Here is a 24900-nt window from a genome sequence, read left to right as displayed (position 1 = left end):
ACTTAACTAGTAGCTCCATTTTTTAGGACGTGAGATTTTGACTAAATTACAGCTAAAACTATTAGAGCAAGTTCGTCATCAAAACCCGGTTGTGCTGACAATCCCTAACATGGTAACTCCAGATAAGGTTGCTGATGGGTTGAGTGCGATTGGTGCTTCACCAATCATGTCTACCGCACCTCAAGAAGCAGCAGAAATGATGAAATTAGCCGATGCGATTACGATTAACCTAGGAACCATTCACGAAGAACAGGCTAACGAGATTACAACTATCCTCAAAAATAACCAAAATCAAAAGCCAATGGTGCTTGATCCGGTTGCGATCGGTGCTAGTCATTACCGGTTAGCTTTTGCAAAACAACTATTACAAGACCACCGCTTTACTGTTATTCGGGGAAATGCTGGTGAAATTGCTGCATTAGCGAATGTTAACTGGCATTCACGCGGAATTGACAGTGGCAGTGGGCAAGCGGATCTTCACGAGATTGCTAAAACGGTCGCTAATAAATATCACTGTATTGTCGTCCTGACTGGTAAAACAGATATTATTACAGACGGCGATAATACTTTTATTAATCAGCTTTCCACTAGTTATTTTGTAACTAATGTAGGGAGCGGTGATATTCTTTCCAGTGTTATTGCTGCTTATCTCGGTGTAAGCAAGGATTATTATACAGCTGCCTGCACTGCAACTACAGTTTTTACTGCCACGGGAGTCAAAGCTGCTAGAGAGTCAAGTGGCTTTGGCCAATGGCAAGTCAAATTCCGGGATGAACTAGCGTCAATTAAATCCAGCGAAGTTCTCTCAGTATTGTAAAAAATAAAGGAGTTACTAATAAAAATGACAAATGATTTTCCTCAAGCTTTAACAATTGCTGGTACTGATTCTGGAGGTGGTGCCGGAATCTCTGCTGATTTCAAAACCATGCAAATGCGCGGTGTCTTTGCCACAATGGTTGTTGTCGCGGTAACAGCGCAAAATACCCTTGGCGTTCAGGATGCCCTAGCAATGCCACCAAAATTAATTGATGAACAGTTTTTCTCCCTAGCTGCTGATTTTAATATCCGCGCCTGCAAAACAGGAATGCTGGCGGATTCCCTCCGTGTCAAAACCGTTGTCAACAACCTCAAGCAATATAATTTCGGTCCACTAACGGTAGATCCCGTGATGATTGCTAAAGGTGGTGCTAAACTTTTAAGTGAGGATGCGATTAGTGTGGTTCGTGAACAACTATTGCCACTCGCCGATTTGATTACCCCTAACCTTCCAGAAGCTGAAGAATTAGCTCAAATGAAGATCACAACAGAAGCTGAAATGGAAGCTGCTGGACATCGTCTTCAATCAATGGGAGCGAAGAATGTCCTGGTTAAGGGAGGTCATTTTTCAAATGATGGTGAAGCAAATGACTTTGTATTATTAGAGAATGGGCACTCGTTTTGGATGACTGCCAAGCGAAAGCAAACTCAGAATACTCATGGTACCGGTGATACTATTTCTTCCTGTATCACTGCTGAACTCGCTAAGGGCAAATCAATGGAAGACGCCCTCAAAATTGGAAAGGCCTATGTTGAAGCAACGATTAAGCAAGGCATTAACGTTGGTCACGGTCATGGTCCACTAAATCATTGGGCAAAAATAAGGAGCGATAATAATGAACTTTAATCCAAAAATGTTACAAGTATACCTTGTCGGCGGAACTCAAGACACCCACCATGATTCCTATGAATTCCTCGCTAAAGTAGAAGAAGCAATGCAAGCTGGAATTACCGCATTTCAATATCGAGAAAAAGATAATTCAACCATGACTGCCGATGCACGATTAATCATGGCAAGGCGACTAGTCGAAATGGGAAAACGCTACTCAATTCCCGTTTTGATTGATGATGATGTTCAAATGGCATTGCGTGTTGGTGCTGATGGTGTTCATGTTGGCCAGGATGATGAACAAATTGAGCAGGTAATTAAAGAAGCAGCTGGTAAGTTAATTATTGGCTACTCATGCAACACGGCTACTGAAGTAGAAAAAGCAAATCATTTATCTGCTATTGACTATCTAGGTTGTGGTCCCGTCTTTGAAACCACGTCAAAGATCGATGCTGATCCTGTCTTGGGCCTCACTAAACTTAAAGAACTAAATAAACTGAGTACTCATCCCCTAGTTGCAATTGGTGGTCTTTCTCTAAAGAATATTCCAGAGGTTTTAAAAACTGGTGTTGCTGGCTTATCAATGATTTCACTGGTTTTAAATAGTGAATATATTACGGAAACCGTCGAAGAAATTAAGGCATTGATAAATAATTAGTATTTGATCGTAAAATTGAGAGCCCTTACTACGAAAAAGCATTTGTAAATTTCAATTAGCGTGATAAAGCCTTATGAAATTTACAAATGCTTTATTTATTTTCATTAATCGACGCCGATGAAATACCATCAATAACTTGTCCCTCTACAATCCCATGTTCGAAGATATCTTGCTCACAAAGCCGACAAATATGTTCAACATTTTCTGTCACTTGTAATGCTCCTAAATAATGACCATTAGGCTTACGGATCGCATAATACCGAATTAAGGTTCGTTGACCGTCCATTATCTGTGGTGATTCAACCATGTCCTTTTCCTCTGTCTTCAGCATTTTTAAGACCTGTTTAACCATTGGAACAACTCGTTGTGGGTGACAACCAAGGACATTATGGTTAAGTCGCTGATGAAGACGCTGATCATCACGCCAGCTATTTGGTGAATACCAAACATATTCGTCATCTGCATTAATATAATCTAATTCATATGGCATTGTTCGAAATAAAGCATCAACCTCAGCCAAAGTTAATTTACCACTGAAAAAGTTAATCGTGGCGTCATCCATAAATGGTAAATTCATCTTTTAACGCTCCCATTCATCATTATTTTGGTTTAATTTTTGAACCGCATTAATCAGTCGTTGATCAATTTGCGCTCGTCTGTTTTGCCAAAAATTATTCTCTAGTAGTAAGTTTTGTTGTTTATCAAATTGATACCCACCCCACATATGCTGATTAATTGGGCTGGTCATCATCGAATCAACTACCCGAAGCAATCCAATTGTATGTTCCATATCAATATATCCCAATGCAATCACATCAAGCGGATCAATATAGTTAAATATCTGACAGCGAAGGAGAGTCGTTGTTTGCCGTTGACGTTCATCTAGTAACCAGTAAAGATTAGGTCCTTCATAAAGATACGCCCGACCAATTCGCTCAGGATAGTGACAATTAGCTAAAGCAAATTGGGCGTTAATTGATCCTAACGAGTGTCCATAAAGAGAAAAGGTCATTTGTGGGTAAACAGCTAGCAGATGATTAAATTCTTTACTTGCCGTCCACAACTCCTGAGGAACATCAGGAACCTGGTTAATAATTGCATTACCAATCGGGAAGTTAACCCGAAGCCATTCGTTAGTCCATGTTGTTGGATCGCCCTTCCGAACGCCAGACGATCCACGAAAAAGAACTATTATTTGAGGAGCAGTAGCTGAACGAATTACTGTTGCTCGAAATCCATCAGCCGTCCAAATCAATTTAACCACTTCACCAATTAATCGGCCATCTGGTAACAAGACATCTTCTCCTAAGTGCCAGTTATGATATTCAAGCTGAGCTAATTGGACTCGCTGCCAATCAGTTAATGACTGCTTCCCACTAACCAAATGCGTCATCTTGCCACCTACTTACCTAACTGTGCACAAATTCCCTGAATGGTTGCCACAGCGAGAGCAACAACAATTAACATAATTGCATCTTTTTTTGTCGGTTGTTTGTCCATTTCAACTCACCTAGATCTTTTTCCTTTATCATACACCTAAATTACTTGATTCTCTTGAGAGACTTTATTTCTGCTTTCTGGTGTTATAAACTAACGAGGTATAAATATTCATGGGAGAGAGAAGAATGAAGTCGATTTCAAAAAATGTTCCTTTAGTCATTGCTACGGTTGTACTTGGGGTAATCGTGGGAATTAGTTCTCTACTATTAAGTATTCTTCTTGATTTATCAGAAAAATACTTTCTTAACTTTGAAGAGAGCAATCGAATTCCGGTTGATATTTTTGTTGGTCCGGGGCACCGATTTATTTCGGTCTTTGTTGGTTCCGCAATCGCTGCAATTATCTGGTATTTTCTTCAAAAAGATTGCCGCCCAGTCGGCATCAGTAAAGCGATTACTGGTAAGACAATGCCGCTAGTCAAAACACTAATCCATGTTGTTACACAAATCTTTTACGTGGGGACAGGGAATTCCATTGGCCGTGAATTGGCTCCACGGGAAGCTGGTGCTGCAATTGCTCAAAAATGGGAACGGTACTTTGCTAACAACCGTTACCTAAAGCTTGATCCAGAAGATCAAAAAATGCTAATCGCGTGCGCTGCCGGTGCTGGTTTCTCAGGGGTATATATCGCGCCAATCACAGGTGCCGTCTTTGCTATTGAGCTGCTTTACAAGAAAGTTAACGCTCGAGTAGTCGCTGTTAGTTTAACAATGTCGGTAATCGCAACTTTAATTGGATCAATTGTTAAGGGGTATAAGCCTTACTACTTAGTTGGCTCCAAAAATTTCCCTTCATTACGGATCTTTCCAATTGTAATCATCTTGGCACCCCTTCTTGGAATCATGGGTGCTTACTTCAAGTTGGGCGTTAAGAAGGCAAGTGCTCACCGAGCCGTTACCAAAAACGTTCTCTATCAGCTACCACTAATGGGAATTATCACTGGGATTGTTGCTGCTTTCTACCCACAAATAATGGGAAATGGTCGTGGACTGGCTCAATTAGCAATGAGCACTACTGCCATCAATAAAAACGTTATTTTAGCCCTTCTTTTTGGTTTCATTGCTAAAGCAGTTGTGACCCTTCTTAGTATTAAGAGCGGGGCTTATGGAGGAATCCTGACTCCTTCAATTTCTCTTGGCGCTGTTATTGGTGTTTTTTTAGGAATGCTCTATGTCCAAATTATGCCGGGAGTAACAATTACCCAATGTGCTGTACTCGGCGCAGCCTATTTTTTGACCGCTTCTCAACAAGCACCTCTTATGGCGATGTTCATGTTGTTTGAAGTCTGCCATTTGAACTTTACAGCTTTTATCCCCCTTGCCTTAGGAGTCGCATTATCGATTACCGTTTCCCGATGGGTTAATACAAGGCTTACAAAGTAGTGTGATGTTTGCTTATTGACTATGAAACAGCTAAACTTAACCTTGCATCATGCTTAAAGGAGTTTAAAAAACATGGCACATATTTACCTAATGACTTTGATCATTATTTTTATGATTGAAAGTTTCTTTGAAGTTAAGTGGTTTGCCCAAATTCGTGATATTTTTCAGCGTTCAGGAAGAATTACCCCAACTAAACGGGTTCAACGAGTAGTTAAGATTGAAACCCAGTGGAGTTGGTTTTCATGGATTTTACTGATCCTCCTCTTCATTCTTCCTGAGGTATATACATTTCTTTTAATCTGCATTATCACTCTAATTGAAACCATTATTGTTTACGAACTGTACAACGCTCGGAATTACGCTCAACAAATTAATAAATAAAATGAAGGAGACTAGTGCGAAAATAATTTCGCACTAGTCTCCTTCATTTTAGCTAGCTAACGCATGAGTGTTTGTTAATAACTCATACACGTAAGAAAGTTCTTCAGGACGGTATGCTCCTGGCATCGTCCCTACCTTTTGGAAGCCATTTTTTTCGGCAATGTGTTGCATTACCAAATTATTTTCGTTCGTACTAAGACGAATTGACTCCACATCAGGACGATGCTTTTCTAGGTAATCAATCACGCTAATAAATAGCTTTGATGCGTAACCTTTCCCCGCATGACTTGAGTGAATGGCTACCCGATGAATAGTAACATAGTTCGTCGTATTAATTAGCCATTCACCATTAATATGATCATAAACGTGGTCTGGTGAATTGACGATTGCAACTGCCCCAACAGTCATCCCATCATCAGATTTGACGAGATATGAGTAGCCATTATCAATATCTTCCTGAATGTGCTGAGCGTTTGGATAGTCCCCCTGCCATTGATCAACCCCGCGTTCAGCCAATTGATTGCGCCCATCACGAAGGATTTCCAAAATAGTGTTTAGGTCCTTTTGTGTTGCTTTCCGAATTTGCATTTTATCATCCCCAATTAGAATTAAATCACTCTAATCATAGCAGATTATTAATCAAAAATGGTCTTTTTTGCCAATTTATACTCCATTTGTAAACACCTGTGAAGAATTAATGATCACCCGTATAAGAAAGCCTTATGTCCATTAGCAATCTACTGTAAAGCCTTTTCATCCATGTTAAAGTTAAGACATTAAAACAGCAGCCTGCAGACATAGAAAGGAGTGATTCTTTAATGGCTAATTGGAAAAAATGGTGGATCACGTTAGCAATGCTAATTCAGGGATTAATCGGTGGGATTGTCATCCTTCTCTGGATCTTCCGTCACGAACCCTGGACACTAGAAATCAGCCAATGGCTATTAACCCGCCCCGGACAATACACAATTATTGGTTTAGCAAGCTATATCATTCTAATGGCGATAATTGTAATCGGAAGTTCTATTTTCCGACCAACAACGAGTAAACAATTAATAATTGCTCGTGATGGTGCTCGTCATATCTCAGTTGATAAAACGGCAGTGGAAAATAGTATTCGACTTAACCTCTCAAGTTTTGGTCTCTACAATCCCACAACGACAGTTAAAATGCTCAAGAATCGTCAAGAAGCAGACGTTACCGTTACTGGAATGCTTTCTGGACAATCTGATCCAGAACTACTGAAGAATTCTTTAACTGATGCAATCGAAAACAATTTACAAATAAACTTTGCTATTGGACTTCGTAAATTACGAGTTTGCCTCGAACCTTATAGCCACAAGAAATCAGTCACAGTCGTCTAACAAGGAGGGATAACAATGAAACTTGCTCTCATTGGTGCGATTATTGGATTAGTTCTCAGCATTAGTTGGACCGTTTGGGGATTCTGGACAGCGATTGGTATTCTTTTAACTACCGCTATCTTCGCCATAATCGGTCTTGTTTTAGACCTCATCGGATTCTCTTTTAAGGGAATTGTTAATAAATTAAGTGCTAAACTTGCCGAATAATTTCTAAGGAGGAATTAATTATGACAACTACAAACACAAACCAAACCACTAAAACTAACGTTGATCAACACCTAACTTTTGACGACAGTGTAATTGAGAAAATTGCCGGGATCACAGCTACTCGAGTTCCAGGAATCATTTCACTTGATGGCAACATGTTCTCTGAATTTGCGGATAAAGTTTCGTCCGGTAATAATATGACTAAGGGGATCAATGCTGATGTAGGCGAAAAACAAGTTGCAATTAAAATGGATGCCACGATTGAATACGGTAAAAGCGCACCAGAAATTTTTGAGGCAGTCTGTAAAGAAATTGACAGTGCTCTAGATAAGATGACCGGATTGAAACTAGTTAAGTTTGAATTACATGTCAATGATGTCAAAACTCGTGAAGAATTGAAGAAGGATGACGATAAACAAGTAAGCTAATGGTTTAACCTAATAAAAAAGTTCCTAGTATTCGTAAATTGAGTACTGGGAACTTTTTTATTATTCTTCTTTTAGTGTTAACTGAGCGTTGGAAATCATTTTTAAGAAATTATCTAGGTCCAAACTCGCCCGACCAATTAACGCGCCATCAATATCGGGTTTATCAATAATGTCCTTAATATTATTAGGATTAACACTTCCCCCATAAAGGATCCGAATCTTATCCGCAATTTCATAGCTATAATATTCAGCAATTGTCTGGCGAATTAGCCGGCAACCCTCCTCGGCCAAGGTGGGATTGGCGTGTTGTCCTGCCCCAACTGCCCAACTTGGTTCGTAAGAGATCACAACCTGCTTGATCTGATCTAACGAGACACCATGCAAAACGGTCATCAGTTGGTGGAAAACATAGTGAATTTCATCATTAACCACCTGCTGGACCATTGTTTCATCTGTACAGATAATTGGAGTAATGCCACGTTGAAGGGCTGCTTGAACTTTTTTGTGTACACTAGTATTAGTTTCACCAAATAATCGTCGACGCTCAATATGACCTAACATAACATACGAAACTCCAGCATCCGCTAACCCACGAAGACTTACTTCACCTGTATATGGGCCAGAGTATTCTGCAGCAGCATTTTGGGCGATAATTCTCAAACCTGAATTTCCTGCTGCTTTGACCATACTTGGCAGAGCAAAAGCTTGTGCCGCAATTCCAACCTCCATCTTATTAGGGTCAGGGAGTTTTGATTTGATCTGATTAACAAAATCAACTGACTCCTGGACATTCTTGTGCATCTTCCAGTTTGCAACGATAAATGGTTTACGCATAATTTTAACCCTTTCTAACATTTCTTCCGTTTGTCTAATTATCTTATATTTTACAATTATCTGCCAAACAAAGAAAGAGCGGGCTTTTAAACGCAAATAGTTCTTAAAGGGCATCATCATCGTGCGTCCTTCAAGAACTATTTAGTAATTATGCTTCAAGAGCCTGTGAAAGTGCTTCACCAAGCCGCTTTAATCCGACTTCAATCTGGTCTTCCTGCATGTTAGAGTAATTCAACCGGAATGTTCCTGGTTGTGGCTTGCCAGCAAAGAACGGGTCACCAGGGACAAAGGCAACATTGTGTTCAAGACATTGTTTAAAGAGTTCAACGGTATCAGTGACACCAGGTACCTCGACCCAGAGGAACATTCCACCTTCTGGATCAGTGTACTTAACATCCTTCGGGAAGTATTTCTTAATTCCGTCAATCATCAGTTGCTTCCGTTTGCCATAAAGGTCACTAATTTCCTTAACATGGGCATCAACATCATTTTCCTTAAAGAATTCAGTAACTACATACTGAACAAGATTATCCGTATGGAGATCAGCGGATTGCTTTAACACAGTTAATTTTTCAATCACTTTTGGATCCGCTACTAACCAACCAAGGCGGAATCCCGGAGCAAGAATCTTTGAGAATGTGCTCATGTAAAAGACTTTCCCCGCATGATCAAATGACTTAACAGAAGGAACGTGCTCTCCTGCAAAGCGAATATCACCATATGGATTATCTTCAAGAACTGGAACATCGTATTTCGCTGCCAATTCCGCAAACTTCTTTCGTCGTTCCGCTGGCATTGTTCGTCCAGTTGGGTTTTGGAAGTTTGGTACTGTATAAACCAGCGCTGTTTCTGGATGAGCCTTAAGCGCTTCTTCCAAAGCGTCCATTTTCATTCCGTCCTCATCCATCGGCACACTAACAAAATTAGCGCCATATGAACGAAAAACATCGAGAGCACAAAGGTAGGTTGGCTCTTCCACCAAAACCGTATCTCCAGGATTGACAAATGCCTTCCCGACTAAGTCAATTGCTTGTTCAGAACCTGTTGTTACCATGACATTCTCTAGTTTAGCATCAACATTTTCCTTTTCCTTTACTCGCTTAAGAATCAATTCACGCAGTTCGGTTACCCCTTTAGCCGCACCATATTGAAGTGCTTGTTGACCATGTTCTGCATAAACCTTATCGGTGGCCTTCTTCATCCCTTCAACTGGGAATAATTCAGGAGCCGGTAATCCACCCGCAAATGAAATGATTTTAGGATCAGCCGCCGCTTTTAAGATTGCACCAACAGCATCGGTCCCGTCAGCAGGAACTCTTTTTGAAAATTTAAACATCGTTACCACTCCTCTTTCTCATCATTTTGTAATTGTTGTGTAGTTTACAATACAAAATTCGACTTGTGAACCCCCTAATTGTACTTCATGCATTTCCAAATGGTTTATAAATTTAATTTCTTCATATAAGGGATTATCAAAATAATAAAAAATTAAAATTTATGGTTGACAGATTAAAATTTAATGAGTAGAATACGAAGCATCAAATGTAAACACGTTAAAGATACCGAACAGGAAGTAACCTGATTAACTGGTTCAGAGACTTAGTGGCTGGTGTGAACTAAGCAACGTTAATCAATGTTAAATCCCCTGTGAATTGGCTCCTGAACTAAGTAAGGTTGCCTGGCTGCCGACCATTATCCTGGCTCCAGATGAATTTGTCCGGTTCAAGATGTGGACTCTTTCCATAAATGAAGGTGGTACCGCGGCAACGTCGCCCTTCAAGCATATTCAAATATGTTTGAAGGGTTTTTGTTTACTTTGAAATTTATTTTAAGTGAGGTGAGGATCATGAAAGATAGTGACATTAGCGACATTAGTGACATTCGAGGAATAATTAAGAATAATGATTCTCATCAGTGTTGGCATTTTTGATGGTGATGATAATCATAAATAACTAAAATTGGAGGAATCAATTATGACAACATTAAACGCTAACCAAAAAGAATTTGCAATGGCCCTTTACGATGCGACACTAACTGGCAAGCCATTAGAAGAAAAAGACTGGAAAGGTGTTGTAGAAGATGACGATACTGCATACGCTGTTCAAGACGAAGTAATGCGACTTAAGGGTGTCCCTGTTGGTGGATATAAAGTGTCGCTTACAAGCAAACAAACCCAAGATATGTTTGACGCGGATTCACCCTTATATGGTCAACAGGTTAATCGTCGTTTTCTTCCTGCACCAGCGAACGTCAATTTAAATGACTTGATGGAACCATTAGTCGAAGTTGAATTAGCCTTTCGTGCAACTACAGACTTAACGAGTAATGATTCATTAGAAGATCTCTTAAACAAGACAACAGTCGCTGGTGCACTAGAAGTACCAGATTCTCGGTTTAAGGATTGGTTCCCGAGTCTTGGTAAATACAACGTCATGTCAGATTGTGCTGTTGGTGGATTAGTTGTTTATGGAAAAGAGGTTCCTTCAACAAAAGTTTTCAAGGATGTCGCTGATGTTGCAACAGTCCATGCTGAACTCTTCCTTGATGATCAGAAACTTGATGAGGGTGATTCGAAAGAAGTTCTTGGTAACCCGCTCAAATCCCTTCAATGGCTTGTCAAGAAGCTTGAAGAACAAGGCAAGCAATTCAAAGAAGGTCAACTGGTTTCTTCCGGAACGTTCGTTTTACCACCACATCTCAAGGGAGGACATTGGGCCGTCAATTTCGATCACCAACTTGGTAGTGTCAATTTAAATGTCGACTAGGAGATGATTAAATGAAATTAAGTGATAATCAACAAAACTAATAAGCATCATAATCTTGTTAAATTTATCTATCCAGCTAGATAAAGAAAAGGAGCTGGTAATTAACCCATTTAAGAGCCTGGTGGGCTAACCTAGAATGACGAATGATGATGCAATCATCAGAGTCGTTCGTAGCCAAATAGGCTTGCTCCGCTGCGTTAGACTCGAAGGCTCGGGTTAATTACCGCGATTAGACTCGGTAAGTTCGTAAACTACTGGTAAACAATTAGAGGCAGGGAAAAACAAAATGTTTTTCCCTGCCTTTTTCTATATTAATCCTTGTTATCCCAATGCTGTTGCTTAAATCGTTCTCTACCACCAGCTTCTTGAAGAGCGTACCGTTCTGGATTCTTCTTGTAGAAGTCTTGATGGTAATCCTCTGCAGGATAAAAAGGCTTTGCATCTTCAATTTGAGTAACAATTTTATCATTGCCAAATTGTCCACTAGCTTGAAGAGCAGCCTTTGATTTCTCAGCAATCTCACGCTGTTGAGGACTATTAACAAAAATTACTGGTCGGTAATTATCTCCACGATCCTGAAATTGTCCCATCGCATCAGTTGGATCCGTTTGATGCCAATAAATTGTTACTAAATCATCATATGAAATCACATCAGGATCAAAGGTGATTTTGACAGCTTCAGTATGCCCGGTCTTTCCTGAACAAACTTCTTCATAGGTTGGATTAGGGACATGACCCCCAGTATACCCGGAAACAACTGATTTAATTCCCGGATAAGTATCAAATGGTTGGACCATGCACCAGAAGCATCCGCCCGCAAAGATTGCTGTGTCTAAACTCATCTATATCAACCTCTTTCGTAGCCTACCAATGTCAACTATATTGGTACAGATTATAAATTGTAGGTATTCTAACATATATTTATTAAAATTAAAAATAAATGAGAAAACTAACCTACCCTATTCTGCCAAAGCGGCTAACTTAATAGGATCAGTTCACTTCATGTGGTGACTTCTTTCCTGCAAGAACCGTTAAAACATCTTCAAGTGCAAAATCAACCATATTCTTTACGGCTAGATTCGTAAAGAAAGCAATATGTGGGGTCAGAATTACATTATCCATTGAATGAAGTTCAGCAACTAACGGTACATCACCAAGGCCAGTTTGCCGCCGATCAGTCATAACAACTTCATTTTCACCCTCAAAAGTATCCAAGGCAGCTGCAGTTATTTGTTTTGCTTTCAGTGCAGCTACTAAATCAGCTGTATTAACTACTGGTCCCCGACTAGCATTTACTAAGCCCGCACTCGGTTTCATCGTGGCAAAATCCTTCGCAGTGAGTAAACCAACCGAGGTCGGATTAAGGTCAACGTGTAATGATACCACATCTGACCGCTGTAAAAGTTCTTCTTTCGTAACGTAGTCAACGATCCCTTTCATTTCTTCTCGCGGGTTAGTATCAAACCCCAGAACCGTTGCCCCTAAAGCTTTTAATAGTTTAGCCAACGTTCCGCCAATTCGACCAACACCAATAATTCCAATGGTTGCTGTATGGATTTCCATCGCCTGCTCATCACTAAACCACCGGTAATCATTTGCTGCTACCTGAGCATCAAATCGGTAAGCTTTCCGTAATAACCGAAAGATCTGCATTAGTGCATGTTCGGCAACACTTCTTGGCGAATAGGCTGGAACATTCGTTACCGTTAAATTATTGGTCTGTGCCTCAGCAAGATCAATCATATCAAAACCCGCGGTTCGGGTGGCAATTTGTTTCAAGCCATTCTCCCGTAGTTTAGCATAGATTGATGTGGGCAGCTTACTTCGTTGTTGAATAACCAGGCCATCAACATCCCTTGTCAAATCTACGGCATCATCGATTAATTTTTCGGTAGTAATAATTTCAACATTATTCTCTTTAGCAAATTCCTTAATTGCTGCTTGTTCATCATCCCGGACACTTGTCATTAAAATTTTAGTCATTGGCTAGTCCTCCTGTACAAATTGGTTAATTCGTTTAATTGCTTCCTCAATCTCCGCCATGCTTGTTGCGTAACTAATTCTTAGGTAGCCACTACCACCAGCCCCAAAGTATGAACCAGGAATTACAGCGACTTTTCCTTGTTCAGCCAGTTCAGTAGCAAATTTCACATCATCAGTTCCAAAACGTTCTGGTAATTTAGCAAAGACATAGAAGGCTCCATTAGGGTTAGTAATTTCAAAGCCGAGCTCGCGTAATGCCGGAACTAAGGTGTCACGGCGCTGCTTGTAAGCTGCCTTCATTTCCAGAGTCGCTTGTTTACCTTCCTCACTGGCAAAGCCTTTAGCTGCCGCTGCCATCATTGGATCAGCAGCAGCGGTAACCATCATGGCATGAATAGCAGAGACAGGTTTCATCAATTCTTGTGGCCCTGCGATAAAACCAACGCGGTACCCAGTCATTGCTTGTGATTTTGAAGCTCCATTTAAGACTAAGGTTTGTCCCGGAATAAATTCCGCGATCGAAGTATGATGCCCACTGTAAACTAATTCTGAGTATATTTCATCCGCAATGACGACTAAATTGGTTTGGTCAATTGCAGCTGCCAACTGTTTAACCTGTTCACGAGTATAAGTTACTCCGGTTGGGTTTGACGGGTAATTTAAGATAATTGCTTTGGCATGGGGATGTTCAGCGATTACTTGACGGAGCCTTTCAGGGGTTAGGACAAACTGGTCATTACTAGTGTTAAATTCAACGGGCTTTCCGCCAAGAATTGTCGTTACCGCCATGTATAACGGAAAAGTTGGGGTAGTAATTAAAACTTCGTCCCCCGGATTGACTAAGGCTGATAACGAAGCATAAATTCCTTCAGTTGCCCCAACCGTTACAGCAATTTCGCTTGTTGGATCATAAGTCAGTCCATACCGATCTACCATAAATTTGGCGATTGCTTTCCGTAATTGGATTGACCCGCTACCTGGTGCATAGTGAGAATCATTTTTCTCAATACTATCAATCGCTACCTTCTTCATCACCCCAGGAACGTTAAAATCAGGTTCGCCAAGCGTTAATTTAATGATTCCAGGAATTGCACTAGCCTTGTAATCGAACTCTCGGATTCCCACTGGCTTTAATCGACCAAAATTTGTATTCAAGTTATTTAATAATTGTGACTTAGTAGTTGGCATAATTTTCCCTCCAAAATAAAAAGTCCTCGATGGTTATCATCCATCCAGGACTGTAATGACTAAGTCAGAATTAGTGGAGCCCCGGATGGTTTAAGGTTAACAACTATCCGGGAACGCACAATGAAAAGCACTGCTGGTTAGCGGATAATTAATCGCTAAACCAGAAGGCATACGCTTTAATATTTGGTTGAACTAAAGCATCCATCATTGTGTTCCTCCTTTAAGTAATTATTAATCATTTTAATCATTTTCTAATGTTTGTCAACCAGTATTTTAGGTAAATATTTACGATTATTATTCTAGTCAAACCTTCTCCCCATTATTATGAGGTCCCGTTGAACTCCATCAAGTTCTGCTACTCGAGGTAATCTTCCCCATTCTGTAAAACTAAATGATTTAAATAATCCTAAGCTTGGCAAATTATGACCAAAAATATAGGCTACGATTGCCGTGATTCCTAGTTGAGGTAATTGGCCGATCACAAAATTAATTGCTTGTGTCCCAAGGCCATGATGACGAACACTCTTATCAATATAAATTGCTATTTCACAGGTATGCTCATAAGCTGGTCGACCATAAAACGGTTCAAGCCCTACCCAGCCTACTATTTTTTGTTGACTATTTCTGATAACCCACAATGGATGAGTCTTGGTAAATGAATGATACCATGGTTCTCGCTCCGCCACAGTTACTGGCTCTAGATCAGCAGTAGCAAGGCGGGATGGGATAATCTGATTATAAATATCAACAACCCTTGGTAAATCCTTCTCGCTTGCAAGTGAAAATTCAAACTCCATAAGTAAAACTCCTATAATAAGAATAATTTAATACCTTATTATAGGAGTTTTTCACTTTATTGCATTATTAAATTGAACACGAACGATTAAAGAAATAAAGTTATTATCCTTCAAAGGCGTCTGTCAATGGAGGAACAACTTGCTTCTTCCGAGAAACAACACCTGGTAAGTTCATCCGCTTGTTATCAAGCTTCTTACCAAAGGCCTTTTCAACTGTATCAGTGTGATCACCAACAACAAAGAGGTCAGTATTACTGTTCAAAATGTTAGTAACCATTAATACAAAGGTCTCGTAACCATTTTGATCCATTAAATTGTGCATTTCCTTTTCAAGATCGGCTTGACGGGAGAAAACGTCATCTAAGTCAACAGTATTAACTTGACCGATCCGTAACTTAGTACCGCCAAGTTCAAATGTCTTAGCATCACCATCAACGATTTCGTTATCTGTCTTCTTAGCAATGTTAGTGCCGGCCTTCAACATGTCGATGCCGTACTTTTCGTAATCTTCAACACCAGCAACCTTTGCTAAGTACTTAACAGCTTCACGATCATGGTCAGTAGTGGTTGGTGACTTCAAAAGTAATGTATCTGAAATAATTGCTGAAAGCATCATCCCGGCAAGGTCTGCTGGAATATTAATGTGCTTTTCTTGGAATAGTTCAGTGATAATAGTGCTTACACAACCATATGGACGAGCAGTAATCCAAAGTGGTTGAGCAGTATTAAAGTTAGCAATCCGGTGGTGATCAACCAAGTGAGTAACAGTAACCTTATCAAGATCGCTAACGCTTTGTTGTGGTTCGTTATGGTCAACAAGCATAACCTTGTCAACTTCATTTGCAACGGTCTTAACAACCCGAGGTGCCTTCATTCCAAAGTGATCCAAAGCATACTTTGTTTCATCGTTAGGCTCACCAAGAGCAACAGCTTCAGTTTCGTAACCTAATTGATTTTGAAAGTATGAAAAAGCCATTGCAGCTGTAATTGCATCAGTATCTGGATTCTGATGACCAAAAATTAATTCTTTGTTACTCATTTAAAATTCCTCCTGTTTGTTTCGATATTGTCCGCAAATACTAAGACATGAAACAATCTACAATTTCTATTCTATCATGGAAGCCCCAGCTTGGTGAGATAATTATAAAATATCTCACTGAAAATAAATGAAAGTAGAGAAAGTTTATTAATTTTCCTGATTTACTGGCTCTTCATTTAGGATATTAACTTGTTTACGCTTTAATTTTACAGGTGTTCCTTGTGTATCAGTATCGACAACAAATGTCCCGTTTGATTTAGCCGTTCCAAGGTGGTGATCATCTACTGCAACGTCTTGGAAAGCTGGTCGATCAGTAATAATTTCAAGGACATCATGATTATTTGGATCATAAGCAAGAAAATCGACAATCTTATGAGGGTGATTCTTAATTCTATGAATTACTAATTCTCCACGACGAGCACGAGCACCTGTTTCAATTTCAGAACTTGCCATTTCCTTAAAGGCACCACGCTGGGTAATCATTGCCAAATTTTGGCCTTCAGAAACAAGAGTAAAGTCAGTGGCATAGTCAGCATCTTTTAAGTTTATTGCCCGAACCCCACCAGTTCTTAAACCAGTAACAGGAACATCAGCAACATCAAACCGAACCGCATATCCTTCATGACTAATGACTAGGAGTGACCGATTTTCATTTGTTGGCTCATAATAATCAACACTTACTAACCTCGATTCGTTACTCTTCAACTTAATTCCAGCTGTTGTTCGACTCTTATAACGACTCCCTGGCTTATAATCTGTAAATGCCGACTGCTTAACCTGACCATCACTTGTTCCCATAATGATGGTTCCTGGTTGATCCAGCTTATCAAAGACCATTGCTTTTATAATATGCTCATTTTCTGCTAAACCAATCGTCTGTGAAATATGTTCTCCAGTATCCTTCCACCGGGTATCGGTAATTTCATGAACCGGTCGGTAAATAACATTGCCTAAATTGGTGAACATAAATAAGTGCGCTAAAGTATTTGTTTCCTGAATTAAAATCGGATAATCATCTTCACGAAGGCCATTTTCTTCTATTGGCGATGCCTTAAACGAGCGTACACTTGACCGCTTAATGTATCCCGCGTGAGAAACCAAGAGAATAACGTCTTCGTTTGCTACCGTTACCTTAGTATCAACCTTTAACTTCTCTACATGACTTTCAATCTTTGTGCGTCGTGGGTTACCAAACTCCTTCTTAATTGCTAACATTTCTCTCCGGAGAACATTAGCTAATTCTTGATCATTTGTTAAGATCAATTGAAATTCTTCGATTTGCTGGTTTAGCTTTTTCTGTTCATCTTTGAGTTCAGTAACATCAGTATTTGTTAACCGATAAAGTTGCAAAGTAACAATTGCTTCTGCTTGTTCTGCGGAGAATGCATACTGGCTAATCAGATTTTCCTTAGCATCTTTTCGATTTTTACTTCCACGAATAGTCTTAATTACTTGGTCTAAGATTGATAAAGCTTTTATTAACCCTTCTACAATATGAAGACGATGTTGAGCTTTATTTAGGTTAAATTGCGTTCGCCGACGAATAATCTGTTTCTGAAAGGAAAGGTATGAGGTCAAAATTCGTTTTAACCCTACCCGCATTGGCCGTTGTTCGTCAATTGCAACCATATTGAAATTATAGTTAATTTGTAAATCAGTATTTTTAAGAAGGTAATTAAGAATTCCCTGGGCATTAGCACCACGCTTTAACTCGATGGCAATCCGCAAACCACTACGATCTGTCTCATCACGTGCTTCAGCGATTCCTTCCACCTTTTTAGCTAAGCGGAGATCATTAATTCGCTTAACCAGTTGAGCTTTATTAACTTCATAAGGAATTTCAGTTACGTTAATTTGTTGACGGCCACCTCGAAGGGTTTCAATCTCAGTTCTAGCACGAACAACGATTCGTCCACGACCTGTTTGATAAGCCTTTCGAATACCGTCAATCCCCTGAATAATTCCTCCAGTTGGGAAATCTGGACCCGGGATAAATTCCATTAGTTTCTCTAAACTAGCATCTGGATTATTTAGGAGGTAAACCAAAGCGTCCAATACTTCACCGAGGTTATGGGTCGGTATTTCTGTCGCGTATCCTGCTGAAATACCGGTAGCACCATTAACAAGAAGGTTAGGAATCCGCGCTGGTAAGACTGTTGGCTCCTTTTCGGTATCATCAAAATTTAACGTCATTTCAACAGTATCTTTGTCAATGTCCTGAAGCATCAACCCAGCAATTTTGCTTAACCGCGCTTCCGTATACCTCATTGCCGCAGCTGGATCACCATCCATTGAACCATTATTCCCGTGCATTTCAATTAATGGTTCCCGAAGTTTCCAATCTTGACTTAGACGAACTAGAGCTTCGTAAATTGAACTATCTCCGTGGGGGTGAAAATTCCCCATAACATTACCAACGGACTTTGCTGATTTCCGAAATCCCTTATCATAGGTATTGCCATCCTTATTCATTGCAAATAAGATCCGTCGTTGAACTGGCTTCAGGCCATCCCGGATATCAGGCAACGCCCGTTCTTGAATAATTGACTTTGAATAACGACCAAAACGATCCCCCATCAATTGTTCCAGGGTCATTTTTTCAATTTTACCGTCTCTCACTATAATGTTCCTTTCTGCTCACCTAAAAAAGTGCCTCTTGGTTAAAAGTCTTTTTAGTTTTTGTTGGTTGCTCATTATGGTTTGACAAGTGTCCCTTATTCTCCACTAATTCATCTGATTCTTTATCATCACTAAGGGTGAAGTGAACATTATCTTCAATCCACTCCCGTCGCGGCTCAACCTTATTCCCCATCAAAGTTGTTACCCGACGCTCAGCTAATTCAGCGTCCTCAATTCGTACCTGAATTAACGTCCGTGTTTCAGGGTTCATGGTTGTTTCCCATAATTGATCGGCATTCATCTCACCAAGGCCCTTAAACCGTTGCAATTGAGCACTCTTTCCTGCTTTCTTGGTCAGTTCTGTTAACTCATCATTGGTCCATGCATAGGTGATCTTAGTTTTAGCACCCCGACCTGTTTGTAAACGATACAAGGGTGGTAAGGCAATATAAATTTTTCCGGCCTCAATCATTGGCCGCATGTACTTGTAAAAGAATGTCAATAACAAAATTTGAATATGTGCCCCATCGTCATCAGCATCCGTCATAATGATTATTTTGTCGTAGTTTGAATCGTCAACATTAAACTCGGAGCCAGCGCCTGCACCAACCGTATAGATAATCGTGTTCAGCTCTTCATTCTTTAACACGTCATCAAGCTTAGCCTTTTCGGTATTTAAGACCTTTCCCCGTAACGGTAAAATGGCTTGGTATTTCCGGTCACGTCCCTGTTTAGCAGAACCACCAGCAGAATCACCTTCGACCAAGAATAATTCATTCTTTTTCGCATTCTTTGATTGTGCTGGAGTTAGTTTTCCAGAAAGATTTCGTTCTTTTCGACTCTTCCGTTTACCGCCACGGGCTTGATTTCTTGCCTTTCGCGCTGCTTCACGAGCTTCACGGGCCTTGATTGACTTCCGAATCAACATCTGGGCAAAATCGCCATTTTCCATTAACGCATAACTAAGCTGCTCGCTTACAATGGAATCTACAATTTTTCGCGCTTCTGGAGTCCCTAACTTATCCTTTGTCTGTCCTTCGAATTGTAAAATTCGTTCGGGAATCCGAACAGACACAACAGCAGTCAAGCCCTCACGAACATCGCTTCCTTCAAGGTTCTTGTCCTTATCTTTCAGCAGTCCAACCTTATGGGCGTACTCATTAAAAGTCTTGGTCCAAGCGCTCCTAAATCCGGCCTCATGCGTTCCGCCATCTGGAGTACGAACATTATTAACAAAGGAAAGCAATGATTCAGAATAACCATCATTATACTGGGCAGCGACCTCGACCTCAACGCCATCCTGACTGCCATCAAAGTATAAAACTTTTCCTAAAGTATCTTTACCTTCATTCAGGTAAGTAACGAATTCCTGAATACCATCCTTATACTGAAAGATATCCTGCTTCTCATGGTCCTGTCGTTTATCAGTTAGAACAATTTTAATTCCCTTTAACAGAAAAGCAGATTCTCTCAACCTATTTGCTAAGGTATTGTAATCATAAACAGTTGTCGTAAAAATACCTGGATCAGGCTTGAAAGATACCGTTGTTCCGTTTCCAGCGTTTGTATGACCTAGTTTTTTTAAGGTACCGATCGGCTGACCGCCATCCTTAAATTTTTCTTGGTAGCGTTCATGATCACGGACAATTGTTAGCGTAAGGCTAGTCGATAAAGCATTAACTACTGAAGCACCAACTCCATGAAGTCCACCAGAAGTCTTATAACCATCTGATTGACCAAACTTACCACCAGCGTGAAGAACCGTCATAATTACTTCAGGTGTTGGTTTCCCAGAGGCATGCATTCCTACTGGCATTCCCCGACCATGATCCTGGACTGTAATTGAATTGTCTTTTTCAATCGTAACGTTAATCTCGTCACCATAACCGGATAATGCTTCATCTACCGCATTATCAACAATTTCGTATACGAGGTGATGCAGTCCTCTTGAATCTGTAGATCCAATATACATCCCTGGTCGTTTCCGAACAGCCTCAAGCCCTTTTAAAACTTGAATTGATGATGCATCATACGTTTCTTTCTTTGTGGCCACAAAATGACCTCCCTTTTTATTTTGAACGTTTGTTCGATTTATATATTATACCCTAATTCGAACAGGATCGTAATAGTAATATTACAATCTTTAACAATAACGATAATACTTCATTTAATCCTTATTTTGCAAACTACATTTTTAAAAATAAGTTTCCTAGTGGTTTCTAACAGGATTTCGTGCTATCTTTAGTGGGTAGCTATTTTTAAGGAGTAAATTGAATGACAATTAAAATAATTGGAATGGTGATTGTTGCCTATCTTCTAGGATCAATTCCATCCGGCTTATGGATTGGGCAAACCTTTTACCACAAAGATATTCGAAAGCTTGGCAGTGGTAACATTGGGACAACGAATACTTTCCGTGAATTGGGGCCCAAGGCTGGAGTGGTAGTTCTTCTAATGGATGTTCTAAAGGGAACACTAGCAGCAAGTCAGCCATATCTTTTAGGTGTTTCTCATTCGGTAAATCCATTATTAATTGGGATCTTTGCCTCACTAGGACACACTTTTTCAATTTTTGACCATTTCCATGGTGGTAAAGCAGTTGCAACTAGTGCAGGAATTCTGCTAGCTTACAACCCACCATTATTCGCTCTTGCCTGTGCGATCTTTATCATCACTTTATTGTTAACAAGTATGGCCAGCTGTGCCAGCATCGTTGGAATTACCTCAATATTTATCATTGCTCTTTGTGAGCACGATCTAATTCTTAGTTGTGTTGCTGGAATTTTAACTGCACTTGTTCTTTGGCGACATAAAAGTAATATTATTCGAATTATTACTGGCAAAGAGTCACTGGTAAGTTTTGGACTTGTTTATTATCTAAAGCAAAAGCACCATAAGTAAAAAGAAGTTTGAGAACTCAAAACATGAATTCTCGAACTTCTTTTTTAGTCTATAGTCTTAAAACGGCTGGATACTAAACTCATACTTAGCATTATCCTGCGGTGCTAGCCGATGCATCCCCTGCTTATGTAGCAATTTGCCATCTGCATCAACATTGTCCGCAATTCCCCACCACGGTTCTACACAAACTAAATTAGCTTTAGTGGGGTATGGTGACCAAACACCAACATGCTGGGTCCCAAGAGTATGAACATGAACACCGTGATTATTAATTGGATCAGTTAAGGTTGCGGTAAACCTTGCACCACCCGTTTCAAAAATTACTGCATCGTTGTCAAATAGTTCATGACTAATTGTCATTGGCTTTTGCATGTCAATAGTAATTGGGTTCTGTGAATCATTATAAGATCCATCTAATAAAACACGTGAATACTTTTCAGCGGGAGAAACACTAAGTTGAACTTGTTCGAAAGAACCTTGAGCGCTCAGTGGCATATTAAAGCCAGGATGAGCACCAATTGCATAAATTAGTGAATGATTATTATCAGGATTAATAACCGAATAGCAAACGTTTAATTGATCATCAACTAATTTATAACTGACACGAAGGTTAAAAGCAAACGGAAAGGCCTTTAACGTTTCTTCACTATCGGTTTGTTCAAGAGTAACCTGAGAAGAAGTCTGATCGATTACCTTAAATTCACGATCCCGAGCAAAGCCATGTTGGGTTTGGTGATATGTCTTTCCGGCAAATTCATATTGATCATCCTTTAACCGACCAACAAATGGAAAGAGGATTGGTGCTTGACGTTTCCATGAAGCTGGATCTCCCTGCCACAGATATTCAATTTGGTTGTCATTTCGCCGAATACTATGCAATTGGGCTCCTAGCTCAGCAATCTCAACAGTTAAATCATCGTTTTCTAGCTTAATCATAGTACCATTTCTCCTTAGTAAAAAAGCTCTCTAACCGCATAATAGCAAATTAGAGAGTTCTTTTAAATTAGTAAAATAGTAAAATTTAGTAAAAACTATGAAAGCGGTTTTACTAAACTACTTTTGCGGTTCTTCTTCGTAGTCTCCATTCGGGCAAACGACTTGAGTACCACCCTTGATTTTCTTTTCAACTAGGAAGTGACCATCTTTTGGACAGTTTCGTCCAATTGGCTTATCCCAGGAAACAAAGTCACAATCAGGATAACGTGAACAACCATAGAACACACGATTCTTTTTTGACTTCCGCTCAACAACCGTTCCCTGACCACATTTTGGACAAGTAATCCCGGTATCCTTAACAATTGCTTTTGTGTTTCGACATTCAGGGAAGCGTGAGCAAGCATAAAACTTACCATAACGGCCCATTTTAACTACCATTGGAGCACCACAGATGTCACAATCCATTCCAGCAAGTTCATCTTTCATTTCGATCTTAGCAACTTCGCTCTCAGCGGTACTAACTTCCTTTGAGAATGGTTGGTAAAAACTATCAACAACTCGAATCCAATTTTGCTTTCCCTCTTCAATTTGATCGAGTTTATCTTCAACATCAGCAGTAAATTTGGCATTAACAATATCTGGAAACTGCTTTTCAATAATTGTATTGACGATTTCTCCTAATTCCGTTGGCTCAAAATGCCGTGAAACTAAACGAACGTAATAACGACGCTGAATCGTGTCAAGTGTTGGTGCATAAGTAGAAGGACGACCTACACCGTTTTCTTCAAGCGTCTTAATCAAAGCAGCTTCAGTATACCGTGCAGGAGGTTGGGTAAAGTGCTGAGCAGGATCATCACTGACCATTTGGGCACTATCGCCTTCTTTTAGTTCAGGAAGCAAGTTATCCTTTTCTTTCCCCCGCTTATATACCTTCGTAAAACCAGCGAACTTCACCTTTGAACCAGATGCCCGAAAATCAACATTATTCTGTTGCAGGTTGACATTCATTGTATCAATAATTTCCGGTGTCATCTGACTAGCGACAAACCGTGACCAGATCAAACTATACAGCTTATATTGATCATTAGTCAGATATGGTTTCATTTTAGCGGGTGTACGAAAAACAGACGTCGGACGGATCGCTTCGTGGGCGTCTTGGGCGCCCTCAGGCAACTTACCCTTAATTGGCTTAATTGCAGCGTATTCACCGCCATATTCTTCATGAATAAACTTAGATGCTTCGTGCTTAGCAATTGATGCAATCCGAGTGGAGTCAGTCCGCATATAAGTAATCAAGCCGACAGGTGCCCCTTGCTTAATATCAATCCCTTCATACAACATTTGAGCAGTCATCATTGTTTTTCGGGTACGGAAATTCAAACGACGGTTAGCATCCTGTTGCATCGTGGAAGTCGTAAACGGTGGCTGTGGTTGACGCTTACGCTCCCGTTTAGTTACTTTAGTAATTGCAAAGTCTTTATTCTTATCAAGTTTGCCTAAAACTTGTTGAACATCATTATTATTTTTTAAGCTAACTTTCTTCCCGTTTTCGCCAAAAAAGGTTGCTTTAAACTTTTCACGATTATGTTTAAATTCGGCATCAATTGTCCAATACTCTTCAGGCTTAAAATTCCTAATTTCGTTTTCTCGCTGGATAATTAAATTCAGGGCAACTGATTGAACACGACCGGCACTTAACCCCTTCTTAACCTTTTTCCATAAAATTGGACTAATGGAATAACCTACCAACCGATCAAGAACTCGTCGTGCTTGCTGGGCATCGACAAGATCCATGTTAATAGTTCGTGGTTCATTGAAGGCTTCTTTAACCGCATCCTTAGTAATTTCGTTAAATGTTACCCGATTCTTTTCAGAATCATCAAGCTTAAGAATATTTGAAACGTGCCAAGCAATTGCTTCTCCTTCACGATCGGGATCAGATGCAAGGTAGACTGCTTTGGCATTTTTAGCGTCTTTTCGTAATTCCTTAATCACGTCACCCTTACCACGGATAGAAATATAATCTGGTTGATAATTATTCTCAATATCAACTCCCATCCGGCTCTTAGGTAAATCGCGCACGTGACCTAAACTTGCTACTACCTTATAAGAGCGGCCCAAAAACTTCCCAATTGTTTTGGCCTTTGATGGTGATTCAACAATCACTAATTTCTTTTTTGGTTTTGCACGACGAGTCGTTTTTCGTTTACTCGTTGTCTTTTTCTTTGTAGTACTAGTTGCCATTATATTGGCTCCTTACTTCTATACTTTTA

Annotated in this window: 24 protein-coding genes; 10 read left to right on the top strand and 14 right to left on the bottom strand. The window is 39.9% G+C overall.

Annotated elements, in window-relative coordinates; translation table 11 throughout:
• Positions 1 to 37: 37 nt before the first annotated feature.
• Genes thiM through thiE form a run of 3 tightly spaced genes read left to right on the top strand, consistent with a single transcriptional unit; the run spans position 38 to position 2303 of the window.
• The gene (gene thiM / locus PRK60_RS04375; RefSeq protein ID WP_219721776.1) at positions 38 to 817 is read left to right on the top strand and encodes a hydroxyethylthiazole kinase; all 780 of its coding nucleotides are present in this window, start codon (positions 38 to 40) and stop codon (positions 815 to 817) included.
• Between the two features lie 24 nt (positions 818 to 841).
• Positions 842 to 1663 carry a bifunctional hydroxymethylpyrimidine kinase/phosphomethylpyrimidine kinase gene (gene thiD, locus PRK60_RS04370; RefSeq protein WP_102168862.1) on the top strand — a complete coding sequence of 274 codons (822 nt, stop codon included), beginning with the start codon at positions 842 to 844 and terminating at the stop codon, positions 1661 to 1663.
• The gene (gene thiE / locus PRK60_RS04365; RefSeq protein WP_102168861.1) at positions 1653 to 2303 is read left to right on the top strand and encodes a thiamine phosphate synthase; all 651 of its coding nucleotides are present in this window, start codon (positions 1653 to 1655) and stop codon (positions 2301 to 2303) included. Before thiD ends, thiE begins: the two co-directional genes overlap by 11 nt.
• A 91-nt stretch (positions 2304 to 2394) precedes the next feature.
• Here the strand turns inward: thiE and PRK60_RS04360 are convergent, their stop codons facing one another.
• Positions 2395 to 2880 (bottom strand): PAS domain-containing protein, encoded by a 486-nt coding sequence (locus tag PRK60_RS04360; protein WP_102168860.1) that lies wholly within the window; start codon positions 2878 to 2880, stop codon positions 2395 to 2397.
• 3 nt (positions 2881 to 2883) lie between these two features.
• Positions 2884 to 3696, bottom strand: a complete 813-nt coding sequence (locus PRK60_RS04355) for an alpha/beta hydrolase family protein (protein WP_102168859.1) — start codon at positions 3694 to 3696, stop codon at positions 2884 to 2886.
• Between the two features lie 232 nt (positions 3697 to 3928).
• Here PRK60_RS04355 and PRK60_RS04350 point away from each other — a divergent pair, with 232 nt between their 5' ends.
• A complete protein-coding gene (locus tag PRK60_RS04350) occupies positions 3929 to 5185 on the top strand; it encodes a chloride channel protein (RefSeq protein WP_273646379.1) in 1257 nt (418 codons plus the stop codon).
• Positions 5186 to 5257: 72 nt separating this feature from the next.
• A complete protein-coding gene (locus tag PRK60_RS04345; protein ID WP_102168857.1) occupies positions 5258 to 5566 on the top strand; it encodes a hypothetical protein in 309 nt (102 codons plus the stop codon).
• Positions 5567 to 5614: 48 nt separating this feature from the next.
• On the opposite strand, the gene PRK60_RS04340 is transcribed toward PRK60_RS04345, so the two are convergent.
• The gene (locus PRK60_RS04340) at positions 5615 to 6154 is read right to left on the bottom strand and encodes a GNAT family N-acetyltransferase (RefSeq protein WP_102168856.1); all 540 of its coding nucleotides are present in this window, start codon (positions 6152 to 6154) and stop codon (positions 5615 to 5617) included.
• A 230-nt stretch (positions 6155 to 6384) separates the two neighbouring features.
• On the opposite strand from PRK60_RS04340, the gene amaP reads away from it, so the two are divergent.
• Genes amaP through PRK60_RS04325 form a run of 3 tightly spaced genes read left to right on the top strand, consistent with a single transcriptional unit; the run spans position 6385 to position 7565 of the window.
• Positions 6385 to 6930, top strand: a complete 546-nt coding sequence (gene amaP, locus PRK60_RS04335; protein ID WP_273646378.1) for an alkaline shock response membrane anchor protein AmaP — start codon at positions 6385 to 6387, stop codon at positions 6928 to 6930.
• A 15-nt stretch (positions 6931 to 6945) separates the two neighbouring features.
• Positions 6946 to 7137 carry a hypothetical protein gene (locus PRK60_RS04330; protein WP_102168854.1) on the top strand — a complete coding sequence of 64 codons (192 nt, stop codon included), beginning with the start codon at positions 6946 to 6948 and terminating at the stop codon, positions 7135 to 7137.
• Positions 7138 to 7157: 20 nt separating this feature from the next.
• Positions 7158 to 7565 carry an Asp23/Gls24 family envelope stress response protein gene (locus PRK60_RS04325; protein WP_102168853.1) on the top strand — a complete coding sequence of 136 codons (408 nt, stop codon included), beginning with the start codon at positions 7158 to 7160 and terminating at the stop codon, positions 7563 to 7565.
• A 60-nt stretch (positions 7566 to 7625) separates the two neighbouring features.
• Here the strand turns inward: PRK60_RS04325 and tpiA are convergent, their stop codons facing one another.
• Together tpiA and PRK60_RS04315 are read right to left on the bottom strand one after the other, a co-directional pair.
• Entirely contained in the window at positions 7626 to 8399 is a 774-nt protein-coding gene (tpiA, locus tag PRK60_RS04320) for a triose-phosphate isomerase (RefSeq protein ID WP_102168894.1), read from the bottom strand.
• A gap of 148 nt (positions 8400 to 8547) precedes the next feature.
• Positions 8548 to 9735 (bottom strand): aminotransferase-like domain-containing protein, encoded by a 1188-nt coding sequence (locus PRK60_RS04315; RefSeq protein WP_102168852.1) that lies wholly within the window; start codon positions 9733 to 9735, stop codon positions 8548 to 8550.
• Between the two features lie 637 nt (positions 9736 to 10372).
• On the opposite strand from PRK60_RS04315, the gene PRK60_RS04310 reads away from it, so the two are divergent.
• Positions 10373 to 11164, top strand: coding sequence for a 2-keto-4-pentenoate hydratase (locus PRK60_RS04310; RefSeq protein WP_273646377.1), 792 nt, complete (start codon positions 10373 to 10375; stop codon positions 11162 to 11164).
• A gap of 311 nt (positions 11165 to 11475) precedes the next feature.
• On the opposite strand, the gene msrA is transcribed toward PRK60_RS04310, so the two are convergent.
• From msrA to parE, 7 genes are all read right to left on the bottom strand, one after another.
• Positions 11476 to 12006 (bottom strand): peptide-methionine (S)-S-oxide reductase MsrA, encoded by a 531-nt coding sequence (msrA, locus tag PRK60_RS04305; protein WP_102168850.1) that lies wholly within the window; start codon positions 12004 to 12006, stop codon positions 11476 to 11478.
• A 148-nt stretch (positions 12007 to 12154) separates the two neighbouring features.
• Positions 12155 to 13147, bottom strand: coding sequence for an NAD(P)-dependent oxidoreductase (locus tag PRK60_RS04300; protein ID WP_102168849.1), 993 nt, complete (start codon positions 13145 to 13147; stop codon positions 12155 to 12157).
• 3 nt (positions 13148 to 13150) lie between these two features.
• Positions 13151 to 14335 carry an aminotransferase class I/II-fold pyridoxal phosphate-dependent enzyme gene (locus tag PRK60_RS04295; protein WP_273646376.1) on the bottom strand — a complete coding sequence of 395 codons (1185 nt, stop codon included), beginning with the start codon at positions 14333 to 14335 and terminating at the stop codon, positions 13151 to 13153.
• Positions 14336 to 14634: 299 nt separating this feature from the next.
• Positions 14635 to 15132, bottom strand: a complete 498-nt coding sequence (locus PRK60_RS04290; protein ID WP_102168848.1) for a GNAT family N-acetyltransferase — start codon at positions 15130 to 15132, stop codon at positions 14635 to 14637.
• A 103-nt stretch (positions 15133 to 15235) separates the two neighbouring features.
• Positions 15236 to 16171: a manganese-dependent inorganic pyrophosphatase gene (locus PRK60_RS04285; protein WP_273646375.1), complete on the bottom strand. Its 936-nt coding sequence runs from the start codon at positions 16169 to 16171 to the stop codon at positions 15236 to 15238.
• 147 nt (positions 16172 to 16318) lie between these two features.
• The gene (gene parC, locus PRK60_RS04280) at positions 16319 to 18790 is read right to left on the bottom strand and encodes a DNA topoisomerase IV subunit A (protein WP_270512710.1); all 2472 of its coding nucleotides are present in this window, start codon (positions 18788 to 18790) and stop codon (positions 16319 to 16321) included.
• A 22-nt stretch (positions 18791 to 18812) separates the two neighbouring features.
• Complete coding sequence (parE, locus tag PRK60_RS04275) at positions 18813 to 20843, bottom strand: DNA topoisomerase IV subunit B (protein WP_273646374.1); 2031 nt, start codon at positions 20841 to 20843, stop codon at positions 18813 to 18815.
• 221 nt (positions 20844 to 21064) lie between these two features.
• On the opposite strand from parE, the gene plsY reads away from it, so the two are divergent.
• Positions 21065 to 21691 carry a glycerol-3-phosphate 1-O-acyltransferase PlsY gene (plsY, locus tag PRK60_RS04270; RefSeq protein ID WP_102168844.1) on the top strand — a complete coding sequence of 209 codons (627 nt, stop codon included), beginning with the start codon at positions 21065 to 21067 and terminating at the stop codon, positions 21689 to 21691.
• Between the two features lie 57 nt (positions 21692 to 21748).
• Here plsY and PRK60_RS04265 read toward each other — a convergent pair whose 3' ends face one another.
• Positions 21749 to 22627: an aldose 1-epimerase family protein gene (locus PRK60_RS04265; RefSeq protein WP_102168843.1), complete on the bottom strand. Its 879-nt coding sequence runs from the start codon at positions 22625 to 22627 to the stop codon at positions 21749 to 21751.
• Positions 22628 to 22744: 117 nt separating this feature from the next.
• Positions 22745 to 24871: a type I DNA topoisomerase gene (gene topA, locus PRK60_RS04260; RefSeq protein ID WP_148444551.1), complete on the bottom strand. Its 2127-nt coding sequence runs from the start codon at positions 24869 to 24871 to the stop codon at positions 22745 to 22747.
• Positions 24872 to 24900 lie beyond the last annotated feature (29 nt).

This window comes from Limosilactobacillus portuensis (assembly GCF_028607025.1).
GTDB classification, from domain to species: Bacteria; Bacillota; Bacilli; order Lactobacillales; family Lactobacillaceae; genus Limosilactobacillus; species Limosilactobacillus portuensis.
This window is presented reverse-complemented; position numbering and strand designations above follow the sequence as displayed.

Coding starts and splice junctions, on each gene's coding strand:
- thiE (WP_102168861.1), top strand. CDS start 1,653: ATGAACTTTAATCCAAAAATGTTACAAGTATACCTTGTCGGCGGAACT.
- PRK60_RS04360 (WP_102168860.1), bottom strand. CDS start 2,880: ATGAATTTACCATTTATGGATGACGCCACGATTAACTTTTTCAGTGGT.
- plsY (WP_102168844.1), top strand. CDS start 21,065: ATGACAATTAAAATAATTGGAATGGTGATTGTTGCCTATCTTCTAGGA.
- PRK60_RS04350 (WP_273646379.1), top strand. CDS start 3,929: ATGAAGTCGATTTCAAAAAATGTTCCTTTAGTCATTGCTACGGTTGTA.
- PRK60_RS04290 (WP_102168848.1), bottom strand. CDS start 15,132: ATGGAGTTTGAATTTTCACTTGCAAGCGAGAAGGATTTACCAAGGGTT.
- thiD (WP_102168862.1), top strand. CDS start 842: ATGACAAATGATTTTCCTCAAGCTTTAACAATTGCTGGTACTGATTCT.
- PRK60_RS04345 (WP_102168857.1), top strand. CDS start 5,258: ATGGCACATATTTACCTAATGACTTTGATCATTATTTTTATGATTGAA.
- PRK60_RS04310 (WP_273646377.1), top strand. CDS start 10,373: ATGACAACATTAAACGCTAACCAAAAAGAATTTGCAATGGCCCTTTAC.
- topA (WP_148444551.1), bottom strand. CDS start 24,871: ATGGCAACTAGTACTACAAAGAAAAAGACAACGAGTAAACGAAAAACG.
- PRK60_RS04325 (WP_102168853.1), top strand. CDS start 7,158: ATGACAACTACAAACACAAACCAAACCACTAAAACTAACGTTGATCAA.
- PRK60_RS04295 (WP_273646376.1), bottom strand. CDS start 14,335: ATGCCAACTACTAAGTCACAATTATTAAATAACTTGAATACAAATTTT.
- amaP (WP_273646378.1), top strand. CDS start 6,385: ATGGCTAATTGGAAAAAATGGTGGATCACGTTAGCAATGCTAATTCAG.
- PRK60_RS04340 (WP_102168856.1), bottom strand. CDS start 6,154: ATGCAAATTCGGAAAGCAACACAAAAGGACCTAAACACTATTTTGGAA.
- msrA (WP_102168850.1), bottom strand. CDS start 12,006: ATGAGTTTAGACACAGCAATCTTTGCGGGCGGATGCTTCTGGTGCATG.
- PRK60_RS04330 (WP_102168854.1), top strand. CDS start 6,946: ATGAAACTTGCTCTCATTGGTGCGATTATTGGATTAGTTCTCAGCATT.
- PRK60_RS04315 (WP_102168852.1), bottom strand. CDS start 9,735: ATGTTTAAATTTTCAAAAAGAGTTCCTGCTGACGGGACCGATGCTGTT.
- PRK60_RS04285 (WP_273646375.1), bottom strand. CDS start 16,171: ATGAGTAACAAAGAATTAATTTTTGGTCATCAGAATCCAGATACTGAT.
- tpiA (WP_102168894.1), bottom strand. CDS start 8,399: ATGCGTAAACCATTTATCGTTGCAAACTGGAAGATGCACAAGAATGTC.
- PRK60_RS04265 (WP_102168843.1), bottom strand. CDS start 22,627: ATGATTAAGCTAGAAAACGATGATTTAACTGTTGAGATTGCTGAGCTA.
- PRK60_RS04300 (WP_102168849.1), bottom strand. CDS start 13,147: ATGACTAAAATTTTAATGACAAGTGTCCGGGATGATGAACAAGCAGCA.
- PRK60_RS04355 (WP_102168859.1), bottom strand. CDS start 3,696: ATGACGCATTTGGTTAGTGGGAAGCAGTCATTAACTGATTGGCAGCGA.